This window comes from Spiroplasma endosymbiont of Cantharis nigra (assembly GCF_964019925.1).
Classification (GTDB): domain Bacteria; phylum Bacillota_I; class Bacilli_A; order Mycoplasmatales; family Mycoplasmataceae; genus Spiroplasma_A.
Genome location: NZ_OZ026470.1, coordinates 711,557 through 734,999 on the forward strand (window position 1 = coordinate 711,557; position 23,443 = coordinate 734,999).

Sequence of the window (23,443 nt, forward strand, 5' to 3'; positions counted from 1 at the left end):
CATAAAAAGGTTTTATTTTTTTCTTCTATCTCTTTGAATTTTTTTAATTTTAGCTATTTCTAGCTCAAAATTATTTCTTTGATTTTCAAATTTTTCAAGTCTTTTAAATTCATCTGCTGATACTTGTTCTTTTTCAAAGTAAAATTTTGAATTTTTTCTAAAAAGTATTAAAAAATATATAGTTAAAGAAATAGATGCAATTATTGTAAAAACTAGCAATACAACTCATAAAGGAAGACTAAAGTCTAATACTTTAAAATTTGTTTTACTCATTAATAGTGTTTTCATAACAATCACCTTTTTAGCCCAACTGTAAATTACCCTATCTACAATCTTAATTATAATAACATATTTATTAAAAAAACTAGATTTTTTTAATCTAGTTTTATCATTTTTTTTAGTCTCAACTTGCCACTAAAGCGTCAATAATATCATTTTTTCACTCTTGAATATCTAAATCATTAACAAAAAAGTCAATAAATTCATCCTTTAAAGTAACAATTAAGTTCATTGAAAAGTCATTTAATTCAATATCTAATTCTTTTAATTTTTCTAAAACTTCTTTAGGAAAATCAGGACTAAAAGCAATTGATTGTACACAATCTTCTGCAAATAATTCAGCATCTGATTCTTCTTGCAATGAACCCATTAGAGCAGAATAAACCTCTTCTTCACCTATTTCATTTTCTTTAACAACTCTTGCTATTTCTTCAAGGGGTTTTCCATCTAATTTTAATGGCTCATAATTTTTTTCAATTTCTTCTCCAAATAAAACAATAGCAAAATATAAACTCATTCCAGCTATTAATTCTTCAAACATCTTATCTGCTATTTCATCTGGTAAATTATCAATATATTCACTTATACTATTTGCTTGTACTTCTGTCATTTTATAGTTCTCCTTATTTATTTAATTATCTAACAAAAAAGTCCATTAATATAAAAAAGTTTTAATAATTATCTATTTAATTGATTTATACTAATGACAATTATATAAGAGAATTTAATTTAAAAATAAAAAACTTCAACTTTTAATAATTGAAGTTAATAATAAAATTATATCTAATATTTTTAAATAAATTAACTGTTGATAATATCCATTTTTGTATATATTATACTGTTATAATCTCAACTCTTATTATTTGGTCCTCATATTTCAAATCCCCTATTATAATGACTTTCCTTATCTTTATTAGGATCTTCTAAGTCTATGATATGGTCAAAATAAAAATCTTTATAAGATGAATTTTCATATTTATAATTAAATTCAGAGGTATGAGATGAAACTTTACTTCTAATATATGAATTTAACGCATATTCAATTTCAGTATTTCTAACTTCTGTTTCTTCATCTTGCTTATAATCAATCTTTTGTTTAAATGTAAAATTAGCATTATATAATTTTAAATTTAGATGCTGATTTTTGCTATTTGCAATAATCTTGCCTTTTTCATTTACCACTTCTTCAATTAGTAAATCTGGAGAGTTTAGTTGACTACTATATTCTTCAAAAAATTGTTTCATTCAAGTGCTTAAATTACTTGTTACATACCCCACAAAGTAATCTATATATAATGAAATTAAACCAATATAAATATCTTCTCCTTTATTTGTTTTGATTTTTAGTACATCCTCTCATATCCTTGTACATGAAAATGTATAACCTGATATATGTCCTGATCCCAAAAATATTGAGAATGCATTTTTCTTTTTTAGATTCCAATGATTATCATTTGTCATTTCTGAACCAAATTCAATTTGAATATTATTATAAACATTTGAAAAAGCTTGTTTTACTTCATCTTCACTTTTACCAACATAAAATCCTGACATCAATTCTATTCCAAATGGTTTTTCTAAACTTGCATCCATTGGAAGTAAACTATCATATAAAAAATTAACATTATTATTATCTACATCATCTTTTTTAACGATTCTTTCATATTTATTTCCATTACTTGAACCTGATCAAATCTTAAAGTGATCATCTTTTGATGATAACTCTAAGTCACCATTATCTAATTCATTAATTTCTAATGAACCAAATCTTTCTAAAATTTCTTCATCTGATCACTTAGTTTTCTCTTTTTCTGGGTCAGTTGTCCCTCCAAAACAAGATACTACTGTAAACGAACTTGAAGTTACCAATGTTATTGAACCAAGTACTGCTAATAATTTTTTCATTTTTAATTTTCTCCATTTCTTATAACTAACAAATTTTTTACTTATAATATATTATTTAATTTGATTACTATTTTAAAATAATGAAGGGATAAAGTAATTAAAAAATTTTATATAAAATTATTTGTATACGTTATTTTATTTTTTAGATATATAAACTTATTGATGAATTTTATTACTAAATATGTTAAATTTTTATTTCTATTTTTTACCCTTTCAAATTCATTTTATCAAAAAATAATCAAATAAGTGTTATTTTTTTAAATAAAAAAACTTTAAAGTCTAAAACTTTAAAGTACTATCTAATATTTTTTGGAGCTGGAGCAGCTTTTCTTTTATGTTCTGAAATTTTGTTCAAATAATCAACTCTTTCTTTTACTTCAATATCCACTAATTTACCACTAATATAATCATCGATTAAATCATAGCTAAAGCCTATTTCAGATTCATCTGTTTGATCTTCTCATAAACTTGCAGTTGGAGCTCTATTTATAATTGATTCAGGCACACCTAAAATTTTTGCAGCTTCTCTAACTTCTCTTTTTAAAAGATGAACAATTGGTAATAAATCCACTCCTCCATCACCAAACTTTGTAAAATAACCAATATGTCATTCATCAGCATTATCAGTTCCCAAAACTAAATAATTATGAGTTTGAGCCATTGAATAAAGTGTTGTCATTCTTAATCTTGCTTTAGAATTTGCAAGAGCTATTTTTGATTGTTCAATTCCAGATTTATTTAATGAATCTGATAGAACCTCAAATGTTTTAGATAAATCAACTGATACATTTTTTAAATTAAGCTTATTAATTAATTCTAATTTGCATTTTTCATCTAACTCACTAGATTTACATGGCATTCAAACAGTCAAATAATCATCTGGAAATGCTTTTTTTGCAAGAGCTGCAACAACAGCTGAATCAATACCACCACTAATTCCTACAATAACACCTTTTTGATTTGCTTTTTTAACTTCTTGTTGTAATCAATTTACTAAATAATCTAAATATTCTTTTAATTGCATACTAATCCATTCACTCCAATTCTATATCAAAAACTTTAACTACATCACCACGTTGGGCTCCTTTTTCTCTTAAGATATTATAAACACCTAAATGTTTAAGTTTTTCATTAAACAGTAGTAAATTATCATAAGTTGAGATTGGAGTTTTTTGATACGCTTTATAAACATCCTCACCTTCAATTCTTCATCTACCATTTCCAAGATTTTTGACTTGAATATCTTTTAAGTCAGATTCAAAGTTATAAACTTTATAATCTTGAGGATTTTCATCTTTTATTTCTCATAAAGGAATATCTTTTACTATTTCTAAAGTAGAACCTATTTCTAATAATAATTGATCAATATTAATTTTAGTCAATCCAGAAACTTCAATAATTTTTTTATCTTTATATTTTTCCTTAAAGTATAAAAGATTTATTTTAGCTTCATCAATATCAATTTTATTAGCTACAATAATTTCAACTCTTTTTTCTAAATTAAAATTATACTCAATAAGTTCTTTTCTAATTAATTCATAATTTTTTACAACATCTTCTGTTGCATAATTTCCTGACATATCAATAACATGACAAATTATTTTACATCTTTCAATGTGTCTTAAAAATTCATGACCTAAACCTTTTCCTAAACTAGCTCCCTCAATTAGTCCTGGCAAATCTGCTACAGTAAAAGTTCTTCCGCTTTTATCTCTACTCACTCCTAATTGTGGGTTTAAGGTTGTAAAAGGATAATCTGCAATCTGAGGTTTAGAGTTTGAAATAGCTCTTAATAAAGTAGATTTTCCAGCATTTGGAAGTCCAACAAATCCAACATCTGCTAATACTTTTAATTCCGCTTTAATATTTACTTCTTGTCCTGGGTCTCCTGCTTCAAAAATTGTTGGAGCCTTATTTCTTGAGTTTGCAAATCTTGCATTTCCTCTGCCACCTTTACCACCTTGAGCCAAAACTTCTTGTTGTCCATCACTAATAAAATCAAATAATAATTCCTTTGTATCATTATTATAAATAATTGTTCCTACGGGGACTTTGATATAAGTATCCTTACCATTTTTACCATGCATATTTTTAATATCGCCTTTAAAACCATCTTCTGCACTGTAAAATTTTTGTAATTTTAAGTCTAATAATGATGATTTACCTTCATCTGCTATGAAAATAATATCACCACCTTTTCCACCATCACCACCATTGGGTCCTCCATTTGCTACATATAGTTCATGACGAAAAGAAACAGCTCCATCGCCACCTTTACCTGATTTAATATTAAAATGCGCTAAATCTACAAATTTCATGAACTAAGTTCTCCTCTTTTATATACTATTCTAAACTATCGCTATTCATTGATATTGATATTTCACCATTGATCAATTGAGTATAACAATTATGACATAAAAATGTTGGCATACCAATTGAAGCATTATAATCATCTAACTCTTGCCATGCTTCAATTTGAGGCTCTATCATGTCATTTAACTCATCATCGTCAATTTCAGGATTTTCATCCAATATTTCCTTTGCAATTTGGCCAAATGTTTTTGGTGCTTTTTCATCTATAAAATCTATTTCATCAATACCACAAACTGAACAAGTAACTCCAAATAATTGCATCATTACATTTTTTGGGTCATTGAATTTTACAAAATCCTCTTCTGTGAAAGTTGTTTTTATCATAATTTTTACCTCTTTTCTTTAAATGATATTATTTAACTCACTTAATAATAACATTGTATTTTCCTTATTAAAATCTATTTTTAATTCTAAACCCTCTTCTAAACTAATTCCTAATGAATCACAAGCCTTCATAATAATTGCCATTGCTAAATCATTTAATGTAAAGTTATCAAAATTTAAAATTGGAAAAACATTGTAAAAATATGAGTTTGCAATGTGTTGACAAATTGTAAATAAACTTGGATTTGAATCATAAATAGTTTGCTCTATTTTTAATTCAATATCTTTTAAAATTTCTTGTGCTTCTCTTAAATTAAATTTTGAAGGATTTATAGATATAGTAGAACCATTTTTTTCAATAAATATTTCTTGATCTACTAATTGTTCAATTAAAACCATAATTAAAAATGTTTTATATTCCGCTTTTATCTCACCATCTAATAAATAAACTTTAATTTCTTCTAGAATTAATCTAGCATTTAATCCCCTCAAAGCATCAAAAGCCATTAAATGAGATTCTTGATCTAGTTTTTTTGACATAATATCAACAACTTTATCTGTTGTTCAATTTATAAAATTTTTTTCATTAAAATTAAGTTTTTCCATTATTTTTCTTTGCATTTGTTCCAACTGCTTTTCAAAATCTTGAGGTACATATGGAGCATTTAATTCCTCACAAACAATTTCAAAAGCCTGATCATAATCATTTTTAGCCATTGCTTCACTAATTTTTTGCATTATTTCTTCATAATAATTTTTCATAAAAGTACCTCTTAATATCTAATATTTTACCTTTTTTAAGAATTAAATAAATAGAAACAAAAAAATCTTTCAAATGTATGAAAGATTTAAAATTAAATAATTATTTTTTAACTGCTGAAGCATCTTTTGTTTTATTATTAATAACTTCTTTAATACGTGCAGCTTTTCCAGTTAATTTTCTAATATAGTAAATTCTAGCTCTTCTTACACGTCCACGTTTAATTATTTCAATATTTTCAATAATTGGTGAATGAACTGGGAAAGTTCTTTCAACAAAAACTCCATTTGAGTTTTTTCTTACACAAACTGAATATGAAATTCCACTTCCTTGAGTTTTAATAACTACACCTTCAAATGCTTGGATACGGAATTTTTCTCCCTCTTTAATTTTTACATTAACTTTGATAGTATCTCCTGATGTAAAATTTGGAAGATTAGTATTCAATTGTTCATCAATTAATGCTTTTGTGTTTTTTGTTAACATATTCATAATTATTTATCTCCTTTCATTTTTTTTAATTTTTCTATAAATTCTAAATCTAATTTGCTTAATTCACTCTTTTCTAAAAGATCTGGTCTTTTATTAAAAGTATTTCTTAATCTACCTTCTTGACGATATTTTTCAACATTTGCATGATGTCCACTTGTTAAAACCTCTGGAGCTTTTTTACCTCTAAAATCAATTGGCTTTGTATAGACTGGATGATCTAATAAGTTATTTTCAAAACTATCATTTATATGTGAATCTTTTGCAATTACACCATCTAATAATCTAGTTATAGAATCTAAAATAACTATACTTGCTATTTCACCACCAGTTAAAACATAATCGCCAATAGATAATTCTAAATCAACATAATCTAGAATTCTTTCGTCAAAACCTTCATAATGACCACATATTAATATTATATGCTCATATTTTAAAGAATACTGTTTTGCCAAATTTTGATTTCAAGTTTGACCTTGAGGACTTGTTAAAACTACCAAACTATTTTCCTTTTTACAACTTTCAATTGCATTGACAACTGGTTCTACCATTAAAACCATTCCTTTTCCACCACCAAGTTGATAATCATCAACTTGATTATGTTTAAGGGTTGTGTGATTTCTAAGATCAATAATTTCAACATCAATGCTATTTTTTTCGATTGCTCTCTTAATTATTGACTCTGATATATAAGAATTAATTAAGTTGGGAAATAAAGTTATAATTGAAAATTTCATTATAATAAAACCTCAATTTGCTTCATATATATTTTCTTACTTTCAATATCTATTTTTTCCAAATAGAATTCAACGCAAGGAACCCAAATTTGCTTATTATCTATTTCAACTTTTATCAAGTCATGTGCACCATTAAACATTTCATCAATAACTTTTCCATAAGAATTTTTTTGATAAAAACATTCAAATCCAATATAGCTAAATTCCTCTTCTACAATTTCAGATTCTTTTTTTACATATACCAAACTATTAATTAATTTTTGAGCACTTTCAATATCTTTAATATTTTCTAAAGCAATTATGTGTTTTTTATTTAAAAAGTAAGATTTTTCAACTTCAAAAACATCTAAGTTTTTAGAACTACTTTCTAAAAAGAATTGCTCCTTTTTTATATCTTTAACAAGAATTAAATTACCTTCCAACTTAAATTTTACTTCACCTTTTAAACCATGGGTTGCAACAATTTTTCCTATTTTTTGTAAATTATTAAACATGTAGTTCTAAAACCTCTAAATCTATAATAATTTTCTTAGAAAAAATAGATACTTCAGAATTACATAAATTAGTAATTGCTTCTATAAAACCCTCATTTTTTTTGTTTTTAAAAAAATCTTCATTCTTTTCTTCAATTACAAGAATGAATTCATAAGTTTTATCAGTTTCGTATTTTTGCTTTAAAACATATAATATGTCTTTTGGAATAATGTCTTTTAAAATTCTTTCAAATGTCTTAAAAACATCTTGCATCACTATTTATCTGAATTATTTTCTTTTGTTTCAGTAACTTTTTTAGTTGGTGCCTTTGCAGTTTTAGCAGCAGTTGTAACTTTTGGTTTTGCTACTTTTTTACTAGCTTTTGGCTGACTTTTTTTACTTTCCAATTTAGCATTGTGTAAATCAGTCATAACTCCTTCTTTTGAAAGAATATTTCTTACAGTATCAGTTGGTTGAGCACCTTGTTGAAGTCATTTTAAAGCTATTTCCTTTTTAAGACTTACTTCTCCATTAATTGGATTGTATGTACCAATTAATTCGATGTATTCTCCATCACGTTTAACACGGGCATCTGAAGCTACAATTCTATAAAATGCAGCTCTTTTTTTACCAGCTCTTTTTAATCTTAATTTAACCATTTTTATCCTCCTTTTTTCTATTTAAGAACATTATTAATATTAAACTAAAAAAAAAGTTTGTCAAGTTAAATTACTTAACAAACTTATTTTAAGCACTTATTATGAGCATAAAATATTACTCTATTTGAAAATATGTCCTCTTCTTCAAAATGCTCATAAACATCTCCATCTGAAATTCGTATCTTGCATTTATAGCAAATTTTAGCGTGTATATTTCTTTTCATATAACATAATATTAAAAGTAATATAACATATAATATTTTAAATTTTATATAATATTAGAATTTAGAAATATAAAAAGATTTTAAAATCTATCTTGCAAAAAATTTATTTCATAAACCTATAAATATTCAAAACATTATAAGAATAGTAAAATTAATAATATAGTATGTATTTTGATCTTTAGATATTGATAATATATTTATTACTAAAGTAGTAATAAATATTATCAATGGCACTATAAACGTTTCAATTGAGTTTATTAAATTGAATTTAGATTGTTCTAAAAGTTCTAAAAGACCACCAAATACATATGTTAATAACATTGTTGAAAATACAATATATAAAATACTTTTTAATAGATTAAGAAGCTCTGAATTATATCAAGCTGGCTCTTCTGAACCATTATTTGTTGATACATCTGGAAAGAAAATAACATTAAGTATAATATTTGCAAATATTATTGAAATAATTACGTAATAAACTAGTAGATGCAACCAATATATTTTAATATTCAATTTTTTTGAAGAAACAATAATTGAGATATTGTAATGAATCATAGCGACTATTAACATTGCTAATGCAAAACCAGCAAAAAAGTAATTGTTTATTTTAATACTATTTAAAGACATTATAACTCCGGCAATTACAAAAATAGTCATATTTAATAAAAATGCCATAAATAAAGAATTTTTAAATTTAGAAATATATAAGCTAGATATTTTTCATCTACTTGCATGACTATTATCTAAATTATTTAGAGCTAAATTATACTTAATTGAATCTCAACTTGTATTTGTATAATAAGCTTCTGACATTTTTAATTCTTGTAATCCCCTTTGATTTTTAAGTACTCTTTCTCTTTCAATATTAAAAGTTTCTTTGACATTATTTGAAATTACTTCTATTGCCTCTGAAAATACTTTTATATCCTTTTCTAATAATAAGTTATTTGCTAATTTATCAATAAAATCTGATAAATAATTTGGTATATAACTAATAGATTTAAAATCCTTTAAAGCTTTTTTAGCTCCATTTAAATCATTTGCTGCAATAATTTTTTTTAAATTATCAATATAAATAATAGTATTTTCAAATTGAAAAAGAATATTATCTCTCAAATTTTTTCTATAAGTTTTAAGATTTACAAATCTTGAAAATAATAGACTTTTAATTGCTCCATAAATAATTGTAAATATTGTACCTAAAAGAATTAATTTAAAAGGATCAAATAATTGAAACATCAATTCTCCTTCACCTTTATCCTTTAAATTATTAACTCAAGCACTATAAAAATAATACATAAAAAATAAAAAACATATAAAAACTAACTGTATACTAAATTTTTTAATAAAATCACCTATATTCTCTTGTTAGTAAACTAACTTAAATTGTTCTAATCAGAAATTTTCTTCTGTGAAACCTAATTTTTTATAAATATTAAAAGCCATTTTACTACCAAACAGACATGCTTCCTTTTGGCCCTTTTCTAAACATCTATTTATTAATGACTTCATTAAAAAAGTGGCAAGACCTTTTCCTCTTGCAACTTCTAACATTGCAATATCATCAATAACAGTTATATTTTCATCAAAGTGAGTTAAATGACCTGTTCCTACATATTGACCATCATATTTTATAATGTAAAGCTCGCTTACCTTTTGATACTCTTCAAAAATTCCATAAAATTTTTTAGAATCTGTTACTTCATCTGAAAATATTGTTCCAACTATCTTTACAAAATTGTCTAATTGCTCTTTAGTATCAACTTTTATAAATTCAGCCTTTTTAACACTATATTTTTCATACTTTTGTAAATTTTTTAAATTAAGCGACATAAATTGATAATTAATCTTAAACTTAATTTCATTAATTAGTTTTTGCTTTTGATAAGCTTTATTTGTAAAATTAGTTACAAACTTTGGACTATACTTTTTAATTTCATTAAGTCCCTCAAAATTATAATCTCAATTTTTCTTTATAATTGAGGTTGGATGATCATTAAAAGATAATAATTCATGCTCATTTATTTCTAACTTGTTAATTTCATTATTAACTGGATCAACATAATAACTTAAATAAACTTTTGCAATTATGTCATATTTTTTTACTTCTGACATTTTTGATTTATATTTGAATTCCATATATTATTACCTCTAAACCTCAACACACTTATTTTACAAAAAAATAAAAAAAATGCTAGCAAAAGCTGGCATGTATTTTTTTAAATTGGCGCCCACGAGAAGATTCGAACTTCTGACCCTACGCTTAGAAGGCGCATGCTCTATCCTACTGAGCTACGTGGGCAAAATAAGACAAAATAATAATAGCAAATTTTAGACAAGAATGCTACAATTTTATCTCTTTGGTTATAAAAATATAGTATTATAAATATTCTAAAATTTAAATTATTTTGCCTTTTTACCAAATTTATTAGATTTATGAGTTTTTTTATTTTTTATAGGTAGATTTTGTTTTTTAGAAAATCATTTACCTAAATATTTTAATTGTAGTTTATCTCAAAATATTAAAACTAGACTAAATAAAATATTGATATATAAAGTTAAACAACCAGAGTAATAATTTGATATTATTTTTCAATTATTCTCATTTTGAAAACCATATACAATAAAAATAGACGTTAAAAATGTATTAAAAGGTAATAAAAACATTATTGAGTTTTTTAAATTTATACTTATTAAATGCTTATATAATAATTCCGGTTCGAAACCTTTTGTTACATTTAAAAAAGGAGCTAAATTAATTCTATTTTCAGACAAATAAAACGCTTCTAAAAATGAACTCTTTAGAATAAAGAATTTAATAGCATAGCTATTATTTTTTTTAAACTTATTAATATTAGTATCAATATCTTTTAAAACCTTAAAATTAATATTATAGATTTTTCATTCTGTATACGCATAATTAATAGAAGATATAAGCATTCCTCCAGTAATAGCATGCAATAAGATAATAATTAATAGTTCAAAGTTAGAAGAGAAATCCATATTAAGACTAGTAAATAAAAAGTCAAAATTATTATAATCTGTAGAATTTGAGAAATCTTTTAGACTTAAAGTAGTTATCACATTACCAATTAAAAATATTAAAGTTGATATTTTTAGATTAATTGAAATGATTAATAATATAATAAAAATCAATAATGGAAGTAATAAAATGACTACTTTCCATTTTTTAATATATATAACATTTGAAAAAGATGCTAGTTTTTCATGTCCTAGAAAAAAGAATAGTAAAATAGAAATTACTAATATAGGTAATATTATTTTTAATAAAATTACCATTATTGTTGAGTTTAACTCTTCAATTCTATGTCTTTGTTCATTTAAATTATTTAAAACACCATAGATTATTTCAATTAAACATATTGAAGATACTAATGAACCATAAATCATTCATTTTGAAGATATGTTTAAAAACTGAATCGGATAAATAAATATTAAAGGTATTAATACCAATCTAGCAAATTTATTTGGAAGAAATAACCCTATTGTAAAAGAAGCAATAAAACAAAAGCCAACAATAAATGATGGATGAACTACACTAAAAATAATATTTCAAAATGAATATATAGTATAGTTACTAATCATTAAATATGCTGAGAATATCAGTAAAGTAATTTCTATTACATAATAATTCCTGATTTCATTTAAGCTATTCTTGGAAATGTTAATATACTTTAAAATACTACCTAAAATTAATAACATTATAAATAAAATTATTAAAGGAATATTAATATTATTAATAATATTCCCTAAAAATATTAAGGAAAATATTCAAATAGTACTAATTAAAATTATTATAGATGACCTTATTACTTTTTGATTATCATATTTATTTTTTTTAATAGTTTTCATCTATTGAAGAATTTCTTCTACAATTTTCTTAAGTTCATAATCATTTCTAAAAGTATAAACTTTACTATTACCATCTTTATCAATATTTGTGTACATATATATATTAATTAACTCATTTGAATATTGTGTAGAGTGTGAAATACCTTCCATAACAGCTTCAAGAGCTTTTAGATAACTATAAAAGTAAATTTTTCCTCCAACAGAATTTATTGAGCTTATACCATAAATTGTATAAACACCATCTTGAACAATTTCACTATATGACCTTGGTTGACCATTTCATGAGTCTATTTCTTTTTTATTAATAAATTTACTTGTTAAATTTACTTTTTTTCTCATTGCTTTTATTGCTTCATCACCTGATTCTGCAGAAGATTCAAAGTTTCCAAAAACATCATATGCAAAATATCTATTTAAAAGAATTGCTGATTCATACTCAAACATTTTTCTTCTTGCTTCTGCCTCTGTTGCTGATAAAACTAGTCCATCTTGTGAAGAGATATCTTGTTGATCAATATGTGTATACATTAATCTAACATCCATATCTCCATATAGGAAAGTATAGTTTTCCACTTGCTCTTTTGTAGCTCAAAAATCATCTCTAATTTTATAAACTATTTCATTATTTTCTATTCTAGTTTCACCATTTAAGATATCATGTTTATTCTTTTGATGATAATTATATTGGCTTTCATAAAATGAATATTTTTCTCCTTGTTGACCATTTACGTCATATAAATAGTCTTTTGCTACATTGTACTTATTCATTGGTCTATTAACATCGCTAATATTAGTTTCATTATTTATTTCTTCTGGTATGTCTTTAAATAATTTTTTTATTTTAAAATCATTATATCAAATTTTATATAAATCATTCACTTCCTGCGTTGATAAATCCTGATAATTTGAAACAATTCTAGTTAATTTAATGTCTGAAAGTAGGTTTTTATTATTAAAATCTGCAAATAGTTTCACGTTTGTTTGTCCAAGTTCTTCAACTGATTGAAGACTAAAATTTACATTTGCGGGATTCTTTTTTTTACCTTTCTTTGTTGGATAATATTCTATTTTTGAGAATTTTTTATTTACTTTCTTATCAATACCTGGCTTTTCAAAATAATAATGATATCTTTTACCTTTATTTTTTTCATTTACTTCTCTTCAATTGTTTTTATTTATTAAAATTTCTCTAGTGATTGATGAATCATCAAACTTAATATTTTGTCCTTCAGATGAAGTAATAGATTCACTTCCATCATTATAATGAATTTTAAAATCAATTCCTTTTGTTGTAGTAAATCTAAATCACTTTTCAACATCAAGATTGATAAAGTTTTCATAATTTAAATCATTTTCATCTAAAGAGTTTTTTGATTTTGTTCAAGGAGTTCTTAAAGTTGCTTCAATTGTATCTTGTATTGTTTTTTTAGTTCCATATAAAACATTTTGTCCTGTAATTTCACTTGCAGAAACTCTATAGCCTTCTTTTAAAATATTTTTTAAAGCACTTTCATCTTCCTTATTAAATACATTATAATAGCGTCCATTTATATAGTAGTATAAAGATTTATGTAATCCACCTTGATAAACATAATCATTTTTGGCCTCTTCTGGAGAATCGAATCAATTTAAGTTATCATAGCTATACTTATGGGTAACAGAGCCTCCATTTACGTAAGTACTTAAAGCTGCTTCCTTATTTATAGAAACATTACCAAAAGCATCTCTATAAATTCTTTGAAAATTTTCTTGTTCTAAATCATAAATTTTTGTTTCATCTAGTATTCCATTTCCGGCATCTTTAATAATTTTATTTGGATTAGAACTAGTTTGAAATTCTTTAATATTTTCCATTTCAGTTAAGTATAAATAAAGTTCATCTTCGCTATAAAAATCTAATCCATCAATAGATCATTTTTCAATTTGATCAACAGGTTTTGCATTATCTTTAATACTATTATAAAGATTTTCAAATTCAATAGAATTTTCTATTGAATTTAAAGTGGTACTATAGCCAACCGCTGTTAAAGGAGTTGCAACCATATTTAAGCTTGAGAAAGCTAATACTGCTTTTAAACCAATCATTTTAATCACCTACCCCTTTACTTCTTTTGTATTTTTTGAAACTCATTGATAAAAGACAGCTTCACTTGTAAATAACATTCCTCTAAAACTTATTTCGTAATAGACTGAAGTATCTGTTTTTCTTTTTATGTCTGAATTATTAAAAATATAGTACAATGCATCATTATAAGTAGCAAAATAACGATTTTTACCTTTAAAATATACTTTAAATATTGAGTAATTTATCCCACTATATTCTTCTAATTCATTATAATATGTTGTTTTAATTAAATCAGAATTTAATATTGTTTTGCTTTCTATTTTATTTTCTAAAAATTTTTTTTGCTGTTCTCAAGCTTGGTTTAAAGTATCATAATAATAACTCATTCCAGAATTAGTTATTTTATATTTAGTAACAAATTTCTTATTAGTTATATTTTGACTCATACTGTTTAATGCATCAGCTTTATTTTGAAAGAAATTACCAAAACCATCACTATATTGTTTAACAGACTTCGAAGCAAAATATTTATCAAATATTTTTAATTTAAATTCTTCAAACTGTGTAATAAATTGGTATTCCATTTCATTTTCATTGTCACTGCTATTATCAATTTTCACTTCAAACTCTTCTTGTTGAGACATTACATTTATATATAACATGTTTGTATCACTAAATTTTAAAGGGTTTGAAACTATATAATTTTTCAAATATTCCTCTGCTTTTGCTATTCCAGTGAATAAACTTCCATAAACAATATAATAACCATCTTCATTTGGGTTTACTGTTTTATCTGGCTCTGGCATAAATGCTGAATCAGTTTGAATTAATGGAACTTGATTAATATTTTTCTTAAAATCATCATTATCTATTTCAATTCCAAGAAGTGGTATTTTAAAACCTATTACTTGATATTTCAATACTTGTCCATTTCCTAAATCATTTTCATATGTTCTATATGACAAGAATGAGACTATATTTCCTATATCTCAAACGGCTTTTGCCACATTAAAACCAGCTAAAGCTTTGTCAAAACCCTTCATAGGTGATATTGTATTATTATCATTTTTTTTAAATTTAACTTCTCCTGTTTTTGAGTCTACTTTTGCAAGATCATATTTTTTTATTAATTCATCTTGATATTGTTTTTTTTCTTTTTCAGAACTAAACTTAGTTTTTTCAAATTGATATAATGCATTATCTAAACTTAGTTTTTTAATTTCTTCACTTGTTCTAGAAATATCTTTTTTAAGTTCATTAATTTTATCAAAATCTCCAAATACTATATCTCCAACATCATTTAATGCCATTAATAATCCATCCATACCAACTAGTTTACTTGGAGAAGTATATTGGAATTTTGAGGGATTTAAAAATAAATCTAGTATATCTGAAAAATTTAATATGTCTTCTTTTCTTGTTGTTTCTAATGTTTCTTCAATAAATAGACTATCTAAAAATTCTTCATCAACAACAGTAGTAGTTGATTCAATTAGCTCTCTTAAAGTCTGTTTTAAAAAATTAATTAAATCTAATACTTTTTGTTCTTTACCATTATTATTTCTTGTAATTATGAAAAGATATAAGTTCTTTAAAAAAACTAAGTTTTTTTCAAAAACAGGTAAGTCGTCAACAGATGATAAATTAGTTTGTATTTTTTTATAATCAAATGAACCCGATTTAGTTATATCTTCTCCATAAATTCTATTAAATAATCTTTCAAGAGTTTCCTCTTTCTGATTAATTTCACTTACAAACAAGTCCTCCAAATTTCATTCCTTATTTACTTTTTTTTCAGTTAAATTTGCAGAAGCTTTAATAAAAGATGAAATACCCATCAATGGTGCCAATAAAGCATTCATTCCTTTTGTTTCAACTCTATTTCAACCAGTATATAATTGAGTCATAAATTGAGAAGTACTTAAATTAGACTCAATATACTGAGGTCCTGAAAATGTTCCTGATAGACCATTTGAATCAAAATTTAATCAATAAGCATTTTTAATTGGTTTAAATGGTTGAATTTTTTCTTTATCTAAATTTGTTAGATTTAAATTTGATATATTTGGTATATCATTAGGCGATCAATAAAATCCATTATGCTCATATCTAGTATCAGATGTTTGACCAATTCATTGTAAAACTTGTTCTTTTGTCATGTCTAAACCAGATATATTATATTTATCTGTTTGCTCTCCAGACTCAATTTGCTTTCTTATAACACTTTCATAATAGGCAATTGCGTCATTTTGATTAGAGAATTCTATATTCTCTTCTCCGTTTAAATTATTGATCATATATTGTTTTTTAATATCTTGAAATGTATCAATAGCTTCATTTTTATTTGTATAAGCTCTATTATCGCTTCCCTTATAAATTTCTATTAATTTTTCATTTTCATTTGTTATAACATTATCAGATAACTGATTAGAAGTGTCAATTATATTATTATTAATATTTTTATAAGTTTTATACTCTTTAATCGAGTATTTCTTTTCTAAATCCTTTGTTATATCATATAAACTATCAACAGCATAAGGCTTGGAATCATATAAATAAAAATCGTGTGCCGTTTCTTTTGAAGTATAATTAATATTATTATCAATATACTCATTTAATTCCTCTTTTGTATTAAATGTTTTACCATCAAAAACATAGTGAGAAAAATTATTATTATAACTATTTGTTATAGTCAAAATTCCTATAAGTGATGTTGATATTACTAAAGATGATCCAGCAATTAATGATAATATAGTTTTTTTGCTCTTAAATATCTTTTTCATTTATTATTTTTTATACAAACGAGTATTTATTTCTTTTTCTAAAAAAATACTTTTATTGTCTTTCAATGAGATTACTAAGTTTAAACTATATAAATCATAATACTTATCATTTTCATCTAATAAATTAAAATTTACAACATTAATATTTACTAAATTTAATATCGATATTTTTTGATCATTCTCATCTTTTTTTATACTTATTTCAAGTTCTTTTGTAAGTTCATCAAGTTTATCTTGTTTTTCTTTAAGTTGATTTAATTTATCAGTAGTTACTTTTATATTCAAACTCTGAAATATATCTACTTCCTTAAATCATGATGTACTCATTCCTTTGTTATTTTTATAGAAATTTTTATTTATAGTTGAATTAAAAAAATTGTCTAAATATTTTTCATTTTCATATTTTTGTGTTTGAGTGAAATTGAATTTAAAATTTAGTCAGTCATTTTTTGCCTCATTAAATTCGTTATTACTTCTATATGTAAAAGATATGTCAAACGTATATTTAACATTATTTTTTATTTCATTAATTTCTTGATTTAATGTTTCTGCTGTTGCATGAATAAAAGAATAATCTTTATAGTTAAATTTCTCATTAATTAAATCATAAAACTGTTCCAAAGCTAAATGTCCTAAAATTGAACTTGTCCCCATTATTCCATCATTTATTTTATATCCTTCTTCAAATATAAATGGCCCTTCATAATTAATTTCACCAATTTCATTGACAAATTCTTTCAATAATTCATCTGTTAAATCTTTTTTAATCACAGGATCTGGTCCTGGGTTATTACATGCTATAACACTAAAAGATGAAGATGCAACTAAAGTTACAGTTCCTAAAATTGTTAATAATTTTCTCATTGTTTTCCTTTTCCTTTTCAAAAATATTATATTATATAAATTTAAATAATTTAAATTTGTTTTTTATTTTTTCCTTTAATTTAAAAAACCAGTAGTTTTACTACTGGTAAACTTGGGTTACATTTTTCTATATATTTATAATATATATTATCCAAAAAAATAAATCCTTTTTATGTTTTTATATGCTAAATAAGTGTTTTTCTAGTAAAGTATTACTCCTAAATGAAGTCATAATTTTGATTAAGGAACTTAATACTTATTATAAATTTAAATTATTTTTACTAAATACTTTAAAAATTAATATTTTTTTCATTTATATATAAATTAATATTTTTTTACAAAATTCTATTAATATAATTATCTAATCTAAAAATAATTTTTAGCATCAATATAGTTTTCATTTTTAAAAAATATTTTATATTAATTTTTTTATCATAGAAGACATAATTAGAAAAATTATTATTATACTTAAAGCATCCATAAATTATATTGATATTACTAAAAATGATGCGGCAATTAATGATAATATAGTTTTTTTACTCTTAAATACTTTTTTCACTTTATATTACTTTTTTCAATAATGTATTTATTTCTTTTTCTAAATAAATGTCCTTATTGTCTTTCATTGAAATTCTTAAATTTAAACTATATAAATCACGACTTTCATTATATTCATCTAATAAATTAACATCTACAACATTAATATCTACTAAATTTAATATTGACTTTTCTTGTGTTTTTTTATACCTTTTAATATTATCTTCAATCTCTTTTTTAATCTTGTCAAGTTTTAATTGTTGGTCAACAATCTCATTTAATTCGCTAGTAGTTACTTTCATAGATAGAATATTAAATATATTTGTTTTTTCAAAACGAGTAGTTGTCATACCTTTATTATTTTTATAGAGTTCTTGATTAATTATTGAATTAAATCATACATCCAAATATTGTTTATTATTATACTGCTCTGTTTGAGTAAAATTAAACTTAAATGTAATTCCTCCATTTTTAAATTCATTAAATTCATTATTACTTCTAAATCTAAAAAATGCTTCAAAGCTATATTTAACATTATTACTGATTTCAGTCATTTCTTGACTTATTATTGTGGTTGAACCATGAATAAAAGAATAACCTTTATAGTTAAAATTCTCATTAATTAAAACATAAAACTGTTCCAAAGCTAAATGTCCTATAATTGATTCCGTACCAATTATTTCATCATTTATTTGATATCCTTCTTCAAATATAAATGGCCCTTCATAATTAATTTCACCAATTTCATTGACAAATTCTTTCAATAATTCATCTGTTAAATCTTGTTTAATCACAGGATCTGGTCCTGGGTTATTACATGCTATAACACTAGAAGATGAATATGCAACTAAAGTTACAGCTCCTAAAATTGTTAATAATTTTCTCATTGTTTTCCTTTTTCCTTTTCAAAAATATTATATTATATAAATTTAATAACTTAAATTTGTTTTTTATTTAATTTAAAAAACCAGTAGTAAAACTACTGGTAAATTTAGGTTACATTTTTCTGTTATTTTATATTAAATTTTTTACCATAGAGTATATAATTAGAAAAATTATTATTATACTTAAAAGTCCCATAAATTATATTGATATTACTAAAGAAGACCAACAATTAATGACAATATAGTCTTTTTACTCTTAAATAATTTTTTCACTTTATATTACTTTTTTAATAATGTATCTATTTGAGTTTTCAGAAATACATTTTGATCATCCTTCATTGAGATTAATAAATCTAGACTATATTTATTTTTATACTCATTATACTCACCAAGTAATTCAAAATCTGCTACATTAATATTTATTAAATTTAATATTGATTTCTCTCTTACTTTCTCATCAATCTTAATTGCATTTTCAAGTTCCTTTGTAAGCACATCAAGTTCCTTTTCTTTATCATTAATTTGATTTAACTGTTCAGTAGTTAACTCAATATCCAAGTGATGAAAATTATTTATATTTTCAAGTTTAGATGTACTCATTCCTTTATTATTTTTATAGAAATCTTGATTAATTACTGAATTAAATCATACATCCAAATATTGCTTACTATTATATTGTTCTGTTTGAATGAAATTGAATTTAAACTTAATTCCTCCATTATCAAATTCATTAAATTTACCATTACTTCGATATCTAAAAAATACCTCAAACGTATATTTAACATTATTTTTTATTTCATTAATTTCTTGATTTAATGTTTTCGCTGTTCCATGAATAAAAGAATAGCCTTTATAATTAAACTTCTCATTAATTAAATCATAAAACTGTTCTAAAGCTAAATGTCCTAAAATTGAACTTGTTCCCAGTATATTATTGTTTATTTCATATCCTTCTTCAAATATAAATGGACCTTCATAATTAATTTCACCAATTTCATTGACAAATTCTTTCAATAATTCATCTGTTAAATCTTGTTTAATCACAGGATCTGGTCCTGGATTATTACAAGCTATGACACTAAAAGATGAAGATGTAACTAAAGTTACAGCTCCCAAAATTGTTAATAATTTTCTCATTGTTTTCCTTTTTCCTTTTCAAAAATATTATATTATAACTAATCTATTTTTTTCATCTTAATAATTTTAAAGGAAGTTCTAAATTTGAAATATACATTTTAGATTTTTCAAAGTCATTAATTAATAATTTTTCATATTCTTTACACATACTTTCAAATTTTGAATAAAGTTTTTTTACTAGTTCTTGTGTTTGAACAGTGTGATCTAAAGGATGAGGGCCCATTAAAATAAGAATGTTTTTAAAAAGTTCAAATAAGTCATAATTCATTTTTGAAGCTGTTGTATTTTCAACTCCAAGCAATAAACTCATTATTTTTCCAATTTTATAAAAGCATTTTTTATCATAAAAGTCATCAAGTTTTGTATATTTTAATTCTAAAACTTCATTGATATCATCTTCAGAAATTAAAAAGTCAAATTCTAATAGATTTTCAACATCTAATTTTCTTTTAAATTTATCTTCTTTAGTTTCTTCAAAAAGATTTAAAACATCAACAAAAAGCTTTTTCTTTGGTTTTATTCTTGAATCTATTAAATTTGGTAAATACTCGTGAATTAATAAAATTAATCTTAATTTTGCAAGTACTGTATATATTATTTCAGAAGTTCTAAAAAGAGCTTCTTGATTATATGAAATAAATCTTTCCTTTTTTGATTCAATATAAGGAATTAAAACTTCTATATTAATATTTTGATTTGCAAAAGGTGATAAGATTTTAATATTTGATTTTTTTAATTCATTCTTTATTTCACCATTATCATTAATATACTTATCATCAGATATAAATAAAGGCAGATAGTTTTTTAATTGATCAAATAACTCCTCACCATCATCAAGCATAGTAACTGCACTAATTTCTTCTTTCATAAGAATAGTTGTTAATTTTGTTAATTGGAAAAGAGCTTTAAAGCGTTCTTTTAAATCAAAACTATTTCATTTAGATGATGAAAAATTACTTAAAAAGAAAAGTCACTCTTCATCACTTTGAATCAATTCATAAGTTTCATTTAAATAATCTAACTCTTTTTCTCTTCATTCTCTTCCAGAATTAAATTTTCTTAATAGAACATCTCTTTGATAACATTTTTCAATTCTCTGATATAAACCCTGTTTTTCTTGAATACCTATTAAACTTAAAGTGAAAACAAATGGATAAATTGTTGAAGCTTTTATTTTACCATCATCAGCTTCATAATTAATGTCATACTCATAGTTAATTACTAATTCTCTGATATAAGCTTGAGATAAATTTTTTCACATTTCATATGTTCTAAAACAATATTCATTAATATAAGGTAATAATAGATTTGAGATTATATCTCAACATAATTCATAAGTTTCCTCATCTTTTAAGTTTGCTTTTCTCGGTTTGTCCTTTACAAATCTATATCTAATTTTATAGATTTCTTCATATCTTTCTAAAATATATTCTGTATAAGAGTTATTTTCTTCTAAAGGAATTTCTGTTAAAACAATTCCTCGATATAAAGAATATTGAATAACTCCTAAATAAACTACTGGATATAAATTATAAATAAGTTCCTTTTGAGTTGTAATATAGTATTTAAGTTGTGCATTTTCGTGTACCAAATTATGTAAACCATACCAAAAAATACTTTGTTTATCAATTTCTCTCATATTAACCTTTCGCTATTTATACTAATGTTTTAATAAATTGCTTCATTGAATTTAAAGCTCTATTTGAATACATATCTTTTTTTTCTTCTTTTTTAATTTTAGACTTAATTTCTAAATTTTCAACAATACTTCAATTTGCTTTCATAGGTTGAAAATTTTTTGAACTTGTTGAAATAATATAATTTTGTAATCCACCCATTACAGTATTTATTGGAAATTTCATAAGCTCTTGTTGATTTAATAATCTTGCAATATTTATAGCAGCTATGATACCTGATGAAGTTGATTCAACATAACCCTCTACACCTGTAATTTGACCTGCAAAGAATATATTATTATTTGATTTTAATTGATTGAATTCATTTAAAACAGTTGGAGAATTGATAAAGTTGTTTTGGTGCATAACACCATATCTTATAAAGTTGGCTTTTTCTAAACCAGGAATTAATCTAAAAACTCTTTTTTGTTCTGGTCATGTCAGATTTGTTTGAAATCCTACAAAGTTATAAAGATTATCTGCAGCATTATCTTGTCTTAATTGAACTACAGCAAAATTATTTGTTCCATCAAAATTTCTTAAACCTGCTGGTTTAAGAGGACCAAAAGTTAAAGTGTCAAATCCCCTTTTTGCCATTACTTCTAATGGCATACAACCTTCAAAGTATTTTAGATTTTGTTCCGATTCTAAATGTATGGGAGCTAATTCAGCAGATACTAACTCCTTATAAAATAACTCATATTGCTCTCTGTTCATAGGACAATTAATATAATCTTGAGTTTCTCCTTTTTCATAACGATTCTTTCTAAATGCTATATCCATGTTTATTGAATCTTTGGTTATTATTGGTGCAACTGCATCAAAGAAATAAAAATAATCTTGTCCAATTAACTTCGAAATCTCTGACTGTAATGTTTCACTAGTTAATGGACCTGAGGCAATTAAAGTTATTTGAGTTTCATCTATTTTTTTAAATTCCTCTTCAATTACTTCAATATTTTTATTATTTTTCATTTCATCAGTAATATATTTTGAAAATAATTCACGATCTACTGCAAGACTACCTCCTGCTGGTATTTGAGAAAATTCAGCAGCTTTAATTATTAATGAATCAAACATTCTCATTTCTTCTTTTAAAGTTCCTACCGCATTTTTTAAATCACTTGATCTCAAAGTATTTGAACATACTAATTCAGCAAAATAATCCAATTTTTGTACTGGATTTCTTTTTAGGGTCTTTTTTTCATATAATTTAACTTTGATATTTCTTTTTGACAATTGGTAAGCTACTTCACAACCTGCTAAACCAGCTCCAATAATATTAACTATTCTTTTCATTGTTTAATTATAACAAAAAAAGTGACTTAAAAATAAAAGGTAAATATCAATTTATCTAAATTTTATAAATATATTTTCAAAATTAATTATCTTGATAAATT

The 23,443-nt window shown here is 23.7% G+C and carries 22 protein-coding genes and 1 tRNA gene; all 23 read right to left on the minus strand.

The window, feature by feature from the left end:
* Positions 1-12 precede the first annotated feature (12 nt).
* Positions 13-288 carry a TIGR04561 family membrane protein gene (locus AACL04_RS02995; protein WP_339029425.1) on the minus strand — a complete coding sequence of 92 codons (276 nt, stop codon included), beginning with the start codon at positions 286-288 and terminating at the stop codon, positions 13-15.
* A 109-nt stretch (positions 289-397) separates the two neighbouring features.
* Positions 398-889, minus strand: a complete 492-nt coding sequence (locus tag AACL04_RS03000; protein ID WP_339029427.1) for a hypothetical protein — start codon at positions 887-889, stop codon at positions 398-400.
* 191 nt (positions 890-1,080) lie between these two features.
* Entirely contained in the window at positions 1,081-2,184 is a 1,104-nt protein-coding gene (locus AACL04_RS03005; protein ID WP_339029429.1) for a lipoprotein, read from the minus strand.
* A gap of 295 nt (positions 2,185-2,479) precedes the next feature.
* Positions 2,480-3,208: an NAD(+) synthase gene (nadE, locus tag AACL04_RS03010; RefSeq protein ID WP_339029431.1), complete on the minus strand. Its 729-nt coding sequence runs from the start codon at positions 3,206-3,208 to the stop codon at positions 2,480-2,482.
* Between the two features lies 1 nt (position 3,209).
* The gene (gene obgE / locus AACL04_RS03015) at positions 3,210-4,502 is read right to left on the minus strand and encodes a GTPase ObgE (protein WP_339029433.1); all 1,293 of its coding nucleotides are present in this window, start codon (positions 4,500-4,502) and stop codon (positions 3,210-3,212) included.
* 25 nt (positions 4,503-4,527) lie between these two features.
* A complete protein-coding gene (locus AACL04_RS03020; RefSeq protein WP_339029435.1) occupies positions 4,528-4,881 on the minus strand; it encodes a hypothetical protein in 354 nt (117 codons plus the stop codon).
* 18 nt (positions 4,882-4,899) lie between these two features.
* Complete coding sequence (locus tag AACL04_RS03025) at positions 4,900-5,643, minus strand: DUF3196 family protein (RefSeq protein ID WP_339029437.1); 744 nt, start codon at positions 5,641-5,643, stop codon at positions 4,900-4,902.
* Between the two features lie 100 nt (positions 5,644-5,743).
* Positions 5,744-6,136, minus strand: a complete 393-nt coding sequence (gene rplS, locus AACL04_RS03030; RefSeq protein WP_422397907.1) for a 50S ribosomal protein L19 — start codon at positions 6,134-6,136, stop codon at positions 5,744-5,746.
* On the minus strand, positions 6,136-6,867 hold the full coding sequence (gene trmD / locus AACL04_RS03035; protein WP_339029441.1) for a tRNA (guanosine(37)-N1)-methyltransferase TrmD: 732 nt from the start codon (positions 6,865-6,867) through the stop codon (positions 6,136-6,138). The genes rplS and trmD overlap by 1 nt, the downstream gene beginning before the upstream one ends.
* A complete protein-coding gene (gene rimM, locus AACL04_RS03040; RefSeq protein WP_339029443.1) occupies positions 6,867-7,361 on the minus strand; it encodes a ribosome maturation factor RimM in 495 nt (164 codons plus the stop codon). The genes trmD and rimM overlap by 1 nt, the downstream gene beginning before the upstream one ends.
* Positions 7,354-7,614: a hypothetical protein gene (locus AACL04_RS03045; protein WP_339029444.1), complete on the minus strand. Its 261-nt coding sequence runs from the start codon at positions 7,612-7,614 to the stop codon at positions 7,354-7,356. The genes rimM and AACL04_RS03045 overlap by 8 nt, the downstream gene beginning before the upstream one ends.
* Positions 7,615-7,616: 2 nt before the next feature.
* Positions 7,617-8,000, minus strand: coding sequence for a 30S ribosomal protein S16 (gene rpsP, locus AACL04_RS03050; RefSeq protein WP_339029445.1), 384 nt, complete (start codon positions 7,998-8,000; stop codon positions 7,617-7,619).
* Positions 8,001-8,311: 311 nt separating this feature from the next.
* Positions 8,312-9,463, minus strand: a complete 1,152-nt coding sequence (locus tag AACL04_RS03055; protein WP_339029446.1) for a hypothetical protein — start codon at positions 9,461-9,463, stop codon at positions 8,312-8,314.
* A 129-nt stretch (positions 9,464-9,592) separates the two neighbouring features.
* Complete coding sequence (locus AACL04_RS03060) at positions 9,593-10,363, minus strand: GNAT family N-acetyltransferase (RefSeq protein ID WP_339029447.1); 771 nt, start codon at positions 10,361-10,363, stop codon at positions 9,593-9,595.
* Positions 10,364-10,449: 86 nt separating this feature from the next.
* Positions 10,450-10,526: transfer RNA gene (locus AACL04_RS03065), tRNA-Arg, on the minus strand.
* A 101-nt stretch (positions 10,527-10,627) separates the two neighbouring features.
* Positions 10,628-12,097, minus strand: coding sequence for a hypothetical protein (locus AACL04_RS03070; RefSeq protein WP_339029449.1), 1,470 nt, complete (start codon positions 12,095-12,097; stop codon positions 10,628-10,630).
* Positions 12,098-14,182 carry a hypothetical protein gene (locus tag AACL04_RS03075; protein ID WP_339029451.1) on the minus strand — a complete coding sequence of 695 codons (2,085 nt, stop codon included), beginning with the start codon at positions 14,180-14,182 and terminating at the stop codon, positions 12,098-12,100.
* Between the two features lie 9 nt (positions 14,183-14,191).
* Positions 14,192-16,945: a hypothetical protein gene (locus AACL04_RS03080; RefSeq protein WP_339029453.1), complete on the minus strand. Its 2,754-nt coding sequence runs from the start codon at positions 16,943-16,945 to the stop codon at positions 14,192-14,194.
* Between the two features lie 3 nt (positions 16,946-16,948).
* Positions 16,949-17,809, minus strand: coding sequence for a lipoprotein (locus AACL04_RS03085; protein WP_339029455.1), 861 nt, complete (start codon positions 17,807-17,809; stop codon positions 16,949-16,951).
* 560 nt (positions 17,810-18,369) lie between these two features.
* Positions 18,370-19,233 carry a lipoprotein gene (locus tag AACL04_RS03090; protein ID WP_339029457.1) on the minus strand — a complete coding sequence of 288 codons (864 nt, stop codon included), beginning with the start codon at positions 19,231-19,233 and terminating at the stop codon, positions 18,370-18,372.
* A gap of 276 nt (positions 19,234-19,509) precedes the next feature.
* The gene (locus tag AACL04_RS03095) at positions 19,510-20,367 is read right to left on the minus strand and encodes a lipoprotein (protein ID WP_339029459.1); all 858 of its coding nucleotides are present in this window, start codon (positions 20,365-20,367) and stop codon (positions 19,510-19,512) included.
* Positions 20,368-20,410: 43 nt separating this feature from the next.
* On the minus strand, positions 20,411-22,006 hold the full coding sequence (locus tag AACL04_RS03100) for a hypothetical protein (RefSeq protein WP_339029461.1): 1,596 nt from the start codon (positions 22,004-22,006) through the stop codon (positions 20,411-20,413).
* 16 nt (positions 22,007-22,022) lie between these two features.
* A complete protein-coding gene (gene trmFO / locus AACL04_RS03105; RefSeq protein ID WP_339029462.1) occupies positions 22,023-23,342 on the minus strand; it encodes a methylenetetrahydrofolate--tRNA-(uracil(54)-C(5))-methyltransferase (FADH(2)-oxidizing) TrmFO in 1,320 nt (439 codons plus the stop codon).
* Positions 23,343-23,443: the final 101 nt, after the last annotated feature.